The organism is Mycobacterium sp. SP-6446 (assembly GCF_001954045.1).
Taxonomy (GTDB): domain Bacteria; phylum Actinomycetota; class Actinomycetes; order Mycobacteriales; family Mycobacteriaceae; genus Mycobacterium.
In genome coordinates, this window is the sequence record NZ_MBEM01000075.1 from 1 (window position 1) to 7939 (window position 7939).

Consider the following 7939-nt stretch of genomic DNA (forward strand, 5'->3'; position numbering starts at 1 on the left):
CCGCCCGGCAGCCCCGCCTGAACCTGGGCGCGCTCCGCGGGACGCAGGTCCTGCAATCGCATCAGGTGACAGTCGAGGTGCCCTCCGGACTGGCTGTAACTGATAAGCGACAGTTCATTGCGCGCGTTGAGACAACCCACCAAATAAGGGTCGTGCAGTGACACGCCCAGCATCGACCCTTGAATTCCCCGCACGATCGAGACGATGCCGTTATATTCGGCGACGTAATAGTTGCTTCGGATTACGGTTCGCACGATGGCCAGGCCGGCAAGCACCAGCAGGACGATCAGCGTCACGAAGATAAACATCCTGCGCCGCGGCCACCGCGGTCGGCTTGGCGTTTCTTCTTGTGGCGCAACCCGTTTCGCGGCCTCTTTGCGCGGGCTGATCGCGGACGCCCGGCCGGCCGATGTGTTGGGCAGGGTGGTCAGTTGGTCTTCTTCACCCGACACCGCCCCCGCGAGAATCGGCTGGGTCTGGCCGTAGTCGTAGTCGACGACGTCGGCCACCACGACCGTCACGTTGTCGGGTCCGCCGCCACGCAACGCCAATTCGATGAGGCGGTAAGCGCTTTCGGCGACGTCGGGGATCTGCAGGGCCTCGAGGATGGTTTCATCGCTGACTGGGTCGGACAGCCCGTCCGAGCAGAGCAGGTAGCGATCGCCGGCCCGCGCTTCCCGCATGGTCAACGTCGGCTCGACCTCGTGGCCAGTCAGCGCACGCATGATCAGCGATCGTTGCGGGTGGCTGTGCGCCTCTTCCCGCGTGATCCGTCCTTCGTCCACCAGGGTTTGGACAAAGGTGTCGTCCTTGGTGATCTGCGTCAGCTCGCCGTCGCGCAGCAGATAGCCGCGCGAGTCCCCGATGTGCACCAATCCAATACGGTTGCCCGCGAACAAGATTGCGGTAAGGGTGGTGCCCATCCCCTCGAGCTCGGGTTCCATCTCGACCTGTGCGGCGATGGCCGAGTTGCCGGCGCGCACCGCCGCGTCGAGCTTGGCGAGCAGGTCACCACCCGGTTCGTCGTCGTCCAGATGGGCCAGCGCGGCGATCACCAATTGAGAAGCCACTTCGCCAGCGGCGTGGCCACCCATGCCGTCAGCCAGCGCCAACAGCCGTGCGCCGGCATAGACCGAGTCTTCGTTGTTGGCGCGTACCAGGCCGCGATCGCTGCGGGCCGCATATCGCAGGACCAGGGTCACGGGCGCAACTCGATTGCCGTTTTGCCGATCCGAACCGGCGTTGCTATTGGGACTCGTACCGCAGTCGTCACCTTCGCCCTGTCAAGGTAAGTGCCGTTGGTCGATCCTAGATCCTCGACGTACCATTCCGAGCCGCGCTGAGACAGCCTGGCGTGCCGTGTCGAGGCATAGTCATCGGTCAGCACCAGCGTCGAATCGTCAGCGCGCCCGATGAGCACGGGCTGCCCGCTGAGCGTGATTCGCGCGCCCGCCAGTGAACCCTCGGTCACCACCAAATAGCGGGCAGCGTGGCGGCGCTGCCGCGAGGGTAGGAGCGTCCCCCGTAACGCCAAGCCGCGACGCACCATGACGGCACCCGTGGGTGCGTAGATGTCGGTCCGCAGGATTCGCAGCACCGACCAGATGAATACCCATAACAACATTAAAAATCCGGCACGCGTCAGTTGCAGTACTAGTCCCTGCATCTGGCGTCCTTTCCGTCCTGGCGTCGCACCCCTCGCATCGGTGACGCCGAGCACATCGGCAACGTCACGATACTTGGACGGTGGTCGGCGCGGGGCGAAGCACGGCAGCTTTGAGCCCGCTGCGATCAGTGGATCCGAACGATGATCTCCGAGTGGCCCAAACGGATGACGTCGCCGTCGGCCAACTGCCACTCCTGTACCGGCGCGTTGTTGACGGTCGTGCCGTTGGTGGAATTGAGGTCGGTCAGCAGCGCCACGTGTCCATCCCAGCGGATTTCAAGATGACGGCGCGACACACCGGTGTCGGGCAACCGGAACTGGGCATCCTGTCCACGACCCACGATGTTGGCGCCTTCGCGCAGCTGATAGGTCCGACCGCTGCCGTCGTCGAGCTGCAGGGTGACCGAAGTCCCGGCGGCGCCGTAGGCGCCCCCTGCGTAACCGCCGTAGCCGCCGCCTGCGGGTTGACCGTAATCGGCCTGGCCGTAGTCGGCCGACTGTCCGTACTCGTAGTCGCGCGACGGCGGTTCGGCGTATCCGCCCGCGGGAGGGGCGTACCCGCCGCCCCCGCCCGGAATGTGCTCGGCGTACTGGGTGTAGTCGCCTTGCCCATAGTCCTGCTGGCCGTACTCTTGCTGGCCGTACTCCGGCTGGGCGTACTCCTGCTGCCCGTATCCCTGGCCGCCACCCTGCTGGTAACCCTGGTCGTAGCCGGCGCCCTGGTCGGGGTAAGGCGGTCGAGGCTGTTCGGGTACGCCTTGCGGCGGTGCGTAGCCGGCGTCGTCCTGGCGAGCCGGCCCGCGACCGTATTCGCCGTAACCGCTGCTGTAGCCAGGCTGGCCGCCTGCGGGCTGACCGCCGCCAGGAGGTCCGTAGCCACCACCTTGGCGGTAGCCCTGGTCGTAGCCCTGGCCGCCGTAGCCGCCGGCGGGCGCCGGGGGGCGCTGCTCATACGACGGCGGGGGGCCGCCCTGGCCCTGGTCGGGGTATCCGCGGCCCTGGTCTTGGTAGCCGCGCTGGTCGGGGTAACCGCCTTGATCGGGGTATCCGCCCCGCTGGTCTTGGTAGCCACCCTGGTCGGGGTATCCGCCGCGCTGGTCTTGGTAGCCACCCTGGTCGGGGTATCCGCCGCGCTGATCTTGGTAACCGCCCTGCTCGGGGTGGCGAGGCGGGGGGTAGCCACCGGGGGGTGGGTAGCCGCCCTGCTCCGGCGGATATCCACCTCGTGGGTCGGCCCCGCCCTGCGGGTCCTGGCCGCCGCGCTGATCGTCTTGGGGACGCGGGTAGCGCTCGTCGTAGTAGTCGTCGCCGGGCCGCCCCTGCCCCTGACCGCCGCGGTAGCTCGAATTGTCAGTCATTGGTGGTACTCCTGGTTCTGCGCTGAACGCCTGATTGAATTGTGGCCGGGCGGGCTCGTTGTCCGTCGGGCGGGGCTCGACATCGGGGTTGACAGCACCGCGGGCGCGGAACTGGCCGGTGTGCAGGTTCGGCGACTGCTCGAACCGAACCACAACCTCACCATACGTTTGCCACCCCTGTTCATAGATATAGTCAGCCAAGTACCTAGCGAAAACGCTCGACGTGAGATCGGGATCCGCGCGCACCTTCTCAAAGTCGTGCATACCGAGGGTAATGATGTATTCGTTGGGGGCCAAAAAACGATTGCCCTGAAGTGGCCGCACGCCGTCTTCGGCTTCGCGGCGCAATAGGGCCTCGACCTCCTGCGGAACTACCGATCCCCCGAACACTCGGGCAAACGCATCGCCGACGGTCGCCTCGAGTTTGCGCTCGATCCGTGCAACGAGCCCTTTGTGGCTACTCATGTTTCAGCGCTCGCCCGCACTTGTCTCGGCATATCGGCGGCGCAAGGCAAACGCCTCGCCCGCATGTCGCATCACTCAAGCATGGTATCGGGACACCTTGACGCTGCGGCACCGTGAGAACTCTGAGAATCGCATCACGCCAGCTCAGTACGGGCCGCGGCCCGGCGCGAGAGCTCCCGGGCCCGCGCGAGCGAGTGGGGAACGCGGCCACTACAGTGGTATGGTCCTTCGGTTGTTTCCCCGGGCGAGTGGCGGAATGGCAGACGCGCTGGCTTCAGGTGCCAGTGTCCTTCGGGACGTGGGGGTTCAAGTCCCCCTTCGCCCACCGAGCGGTTCGCACCGCACTTGTGTTGCACTACCTCAGTTTTGGGAGCGCGTGACGGGGTCGTCGCCCTCGTCATCCCAATTGGCCCATTCGGGAAGTGGCGTGTTCGGCATGGCCCCGAGCGCGGATGCCTCGTAGCCGGGTTGGGTGCGGTGCGCTTTCCAGCGTGGATCCGACCTATTCGCTCGGGAGCGCTTAACGCCTCGCGTGATCAGAGCGACGGTGGCTCCGACGATAAAAACGATCAGCGCGACCTTGAGGACCAGCAGCACCATGTCAACGCGGATCCTTCGGCTGCGTCATTGCCCAGCCCTTGACGTCGGCGGTGACCGGGTCGGTGATGTCGTCGAATTCGGGATGCTTCTTGAGCACCGTTTGAACCATCGAGCACACCGGAACAATGCGTTTGCCTTCGTCGCGGGCGGCGTTGAGCGCCTCTTCGACCAGGATGGTCGCCAGCCCTCGCCCGCCGAATTCGGGATCGACGACGGTGTGGTGGAAGACGCGCTGGTTGCCGCGGTCGGCATAGTCGGCATGCCCGACGGTCCGTCCTTCGACGGCAATCGTGTACGTCTGGTGTCCCGCGGTGACGATGGTCGGTGCACCGGTTTTGTCTGTAGTCATTAGGGATCCTTTCTCTCGGGGATGGGTCGCGGCCGCAGCCGTGCGTTCGGCAGTGGCGGCGCAGGCAGGCGGGTGACCGAGCCCTGGTAGCCGCGGACTGCGCCGAAGCGTTGGTCGGCGTCCTGCCACTGTTGGCGATAGCTGACGATCTCGTCGTGACTGCGCCCGACGAAGTTCCACCACATCACGAGCTCCTCGGTGAAGGGCGCCCCGCCCAGCAGCAGCACCCGCGCGGGCCGGTCACCCGTGTTCTGCAGCCGCAGCGTCGTGCTGCCCGCACCTTGATAACCGAGGTCGGCAACCCCCAGAGCGGTGCGGCCGAGCTGCACTGCACCGAAATCGCACAGCACACCGTGCTCGAATGCCGGGTCGACGTCCAGGTCCAGCCGGGCGTTCGAATCGAGGTCGAGCTGGGCGCCGAGTAGCGGCGTGAAGGTGTGCACGGGCGAACGGCTGCCGGACAGTTCCCCGAGAAATACCCGCGCGACCGCGCCGGGCAGCGAAATCGGCGGCGGCGCATGGTGGGCGAAATCGCGCGCGGTCTCACGATCAGAATCGGGAAGTGCCACCCAGAGCTGTGCGCCATGCAAGACGGCGCCCGTGTCCACCGATACTTCGGAATGGCAGATGCCCGCGCCCGCCGTCATCAGGTTGAGTTCGCCGGGTCGGACCATGGCGTGTACGCCGGCACTGTCGCGGTGCTCCACTTCCGCGCTGAACAACCAACTCACGGTCTGCAGTCCCGTGTGCGGGTGCGGGGGCACGTCCATGCTCGCCCGCACCGGGCCGTAGTGGTCGATAAAACACCACGCGCCGATCAGCGAGCGTTGCCGTTGCGGCAGGGTTCGCTGTACCCGGATCGCTCGCGGCCCGCCCAGCGGAACTTCTCGTGGATGCAGCACCTCGATGCCCGCGACCCGTGAAGCGCTGCAGGCTACTTCGGTTGGCGCGGCTTCAAGGTTGCTCATCGTTCACCCTCCGTCCGGGGGTGTTGAGACGGCGTCGATACCGCGACGATACCCAAGTCCCGCTACCGTCCCGGCGGGCGCAGCACCTTCATCGCGAGCCGCATGACCGGTTCGGGGATCCGATCCTGCATCGACAACGCGGCCTCAGCGGCGCGAGATCGCAATGGCGCGCCGCGACCGAAGACCCGGTTCAGCGGTCCCCCGGACGGCTCGATCACCACGTGCAGCGGCGGTGTCCCCACGGCGGCACCCAACGCGTTCGAGATTACCATCCGTTGAATCTCGCTGGTGCCTTCAAAGATGGTGTATAGCTTGGCATCTCGATACCACTTCTCCACCGGATGGTCGGTGATGTAGCCCCAGCCGCCCAAGGTCTGGATGGCGCGTTCGGTGGCCTTGACGGCCACCTCACTGGCCGCGAGTTTCGACATCGACCCCTCGCCCCGCTCGAAGGGGACGTTGTTGGCCGCCATCCACGAGGCGCGCCAAGTCAGCAGCCGAGCGGCGTCGATCTGGGTCGCAAGGTCGGCCAGGGGGAATGCGATGCCCTGGTTGTCGATGATGGGTCCGCCGAAGGCCTCTCGTTCGGTGGCGTAGGACGTCGCGTACTCCAATGCGGCGCGCGCGATCCCGATCGCTTGGGCGGCGACCATCGGACGCGTCTGTTCGAAGGTCCCCAAAGTCGCCGAGCCCGAACGTTGTCCGCCCGCCACCGCTTCGCGCGCCTTGGCGAGCTTGTGTTCGAGCTTGTCTTGCCCGCCAAGGAGGTTGGCACCGGGAATCCGGACATCCTCCAACATCAACTCGGCGGTGTGGGAGGCCCGACAGCCGAGCTTGTCGAGCTTTCGCACCATCTTCAGTCCGGGGGTCCCGCCCGGGATCACGAACAGCGCCTGGCCGCGGTGGCCGAGTTCCTCGTCGACCACCGCATTGACCACATGCACGTTGGCGATGCCGCCATTGCCGATCCACATCTTGTGGCCGTTGATAACCCAGTCGTCTCCGTCGCGGCGAGCATGCGTGCGCAGGTTGCGGACGTCGCTGCCGCCTTCGGGTTCGGAGATCGCCAGCGCCGCGAGTTTGAGATCGCCTGGTGTACCGAAACATTCGGGTGCCCACTGCAACATTTGCTCGGGGGAAGCGGCTTGGCCGATCGCCGACAACGCCAGCGCCGGCATGACGATCGCCAAACCAATCCCCGCGCATCCCCAAAACAGCTCCTCCATGAACATCGGCAAGGAGACGCCGGTCGAATCACCGATCAAGTCGCGGTAAAACAAAGGGCTGTAGAAGCCTCGCCGGGCCGCCTCCTCCAGCACCGGCCAGGGAAACTCCTGCCGCTGGTCGTAGTCGAGTGCGACCGGACGGATCACTTCTTCGGCGAACTCGTGGGTGCGCCGGGCCAGATCGTGTTGCGCGGCCGTCGGAGTCAGGTCGAACGTCATGGATGCGCTCTACCCGGTGGGCCGGGTCAGCAAACGGCTGACCGGCCAGACATTGCAGGCGTCAGGCGGCCGAACGGGGGCCGACTTGGGCGAGCGGTAGGTGCACCACCACCGCGGGTACCGCAACGACGTCATGTTCGCGGCGCGCGAGCAGCGCCGCATTTTCGGGCAGCTGTCGGGAATTGATCTCTCCGGCGGCGATCCGCCGGAGAACGTCGTGGGCGCGGGCGAGCTGGTCGCGCTTGCGGTACTGACCACCCGGCAGTTTCACGCCGGCCCACACTCCGTATTCCTCCCGGTGTGCGATGGCGTGCTGGGCGCATCGCCGCTGCTGCGCCAGCGGGCAGCGACGCAGGCATTGGAGCCGCGCCTCGGTGGCCGACTGCTCGTAAGCGCGCGCCTTCGCCGCGCCGTCACCACCGTCATCATCGGGGTAGCCGAACCATAGTTCCGGGTTGGCTGCGCAGGGATGTCCCATGTCGGTCTCCTTGTCGGTGAAACGTAGACAAAAGCGTATACACGTATACGGCCCACGCGCAAGAGAAACGTGACAAAAACATATATACAACGTCGATGGAGCTGGTCTGTGTAATATCCGGCCTATGGCCGGAGCCTGCGGTGAGCCGTGAATCGGCCGGTGCCGCCATCCGCGCGTTGCGCGAGTCGCGCGATTGGTCGCTGGCAGAGCTCGCCGCCGCGACCGGCGTCAGCGTTATGGGACTGAGCTATCTTGAGCGCGGCGCTCGCAAGCCGCACAAAAGCACAGTTCAGAAGGTTGAAAATGGGCTCGGCTTGCCGCCTGGGACTTACTCGCGGCTGTTGGTGGCCGCCGATCCGGATGCCGAGCTGGCCCGGCTGATCGCGGCGCAGCCGCCCGAAACCATGTCCGCGCGGCCGGCCGGCGCGGTCGTCGTCGACCGTCACAGCGACACCGAAGTGCTGGAAGGCTATGCCGAAGCGCAGCTCGATGCCCTCAAATCTGTCATCGATCGGCTGCCGGCGACGACATCAAACGAATATGAGACGTATATTCTCTCTGTGATCGCGCAATGCGTGAAGGCAGAGATGCTGGCCGCCAGCTCATGGCG

General features: G+C 65.9%; 9 protein-coding genes and 1 tRNA gene. 2 read left to right on the top strand and 8 right to left on the bottom strand.

Annotated elements, in window-relative coordinates:
* From A5736_RS06035 to A5736_RS06045, 3 genes are all read right to left on the bottom strand, one after another.
* A partial coding sequence (locus A5736_RS06035) for a PP2C family serine/threonine-protein phosphatase (protein ID WP_076245104.1) occupies window positions 1–1202 on the bottom strand: 1202 nt, incomplete at its 3' end.
* A complete protein-coding gene (locus tag A5736_RS06040) occupies window positions 1199–1666 on the bottom strand; it encodes an FHA domain-containing protein (RefSeq protein WP_076059994.1) in 468 nt (155 codons plus the stop codon). The genes A5736_RS06040 and A5736_RS06035, both read right to left, overlap by 4 nt.
* Before the next feature lie 125 nt (window positions 1667–1791).
* Entirely contained in the window at window positions 1792–3489 is a 1698-nt protein-coding gene (locus A5736_RS06045; protein WP_076245105.1) for a DUF3662 and FHA domain-containing protein, read from the bottom strand.
* Between the two features lie 242 nt (window positions 3490–3731).
* Here A5736_RS06045 and A5736_RS06050 point away from each other — a divergent pair.
* Window positions 3732–3814, top strand: a tRNA-Leu gene (locus tag A5736_RS06050).
* Window positions 3815–3849: 35 nt separating this feature from the next.
* On the opposite strand, the gene A5736_RS06055 is transcribed toward A5736_RS06050, so the two are convergent.
* From A5736_RS06055 to A5736_RS06075, 5 genes are all read right to left on the bottom strand, one after another.
* Window positions 3850–4089, bottom strand: a complete 240-nt coding sequence (locus A5736_RS06055; RefSeq protein ID WP_076129012.1) for a hypothetical protein — start codon at window positions 4087–4089, stop codon at window positions 3850–3852.
* Between the two features lies 1 nt (window position 4090).
* Complete coding sequence (locus tag A5736_RS06060) at window positions 4091–4438, bottom strand: GNAT family N-acetyltransferase (protein ID WP_076245107.1); 348 nt, start codon at window positions 4436–4438, stop codon at window positions 4091–4093.
* A complete protein-coding gene (locus tag A5736_RS06065; RefSeq protein WP_076245108.1) occupies window positions 4438–5406 on the bottom strand; it encodes a pirin family protein in 969 nt (322 codons plus the stop codon). The genes A5736_RS06060 and A5736_RS06065 overlap by 1 nt, the downstream gene beginning before the upstream one ends.
* A 62-nt stretch (window positions 5407–5468) precedes the next feature.
* Entirely contained in the window at window positions 5469–6851 is a 1383-nt protein-coding gene (locus A5736_RS06070) for an acyl-CoA dehydrogenase family protein (RefSeq protein ID WP_076129006.1), read from the bottom strand.
* Between the two features lie 61 nt (window positions 6852–6912).
* Window positions 6913–7329: a WhiB family transcriptional regulator gene (locus A5736_RS06075; RefSeq protein ID WP_076129004.1), complete on the bottom strand. Its 417-nt coding sequence runs from the start codon at window positions 7327–7329 to the stop codon at window positions 6913–6915.
* 140 nt (window positions 7330–7469) lie between these two features.
* On the opposite strand from A5736_RS06075, the gene A5736_RS06080 reads away from it, so the two are divergent.
* The coding region (locus A5736_RS06080; protein ID WP_139333158.1) for a helix-turn-helix domain-containing protein at window positions 7470–7939 on the top strand (470 nt) is incomplete at its 3' end.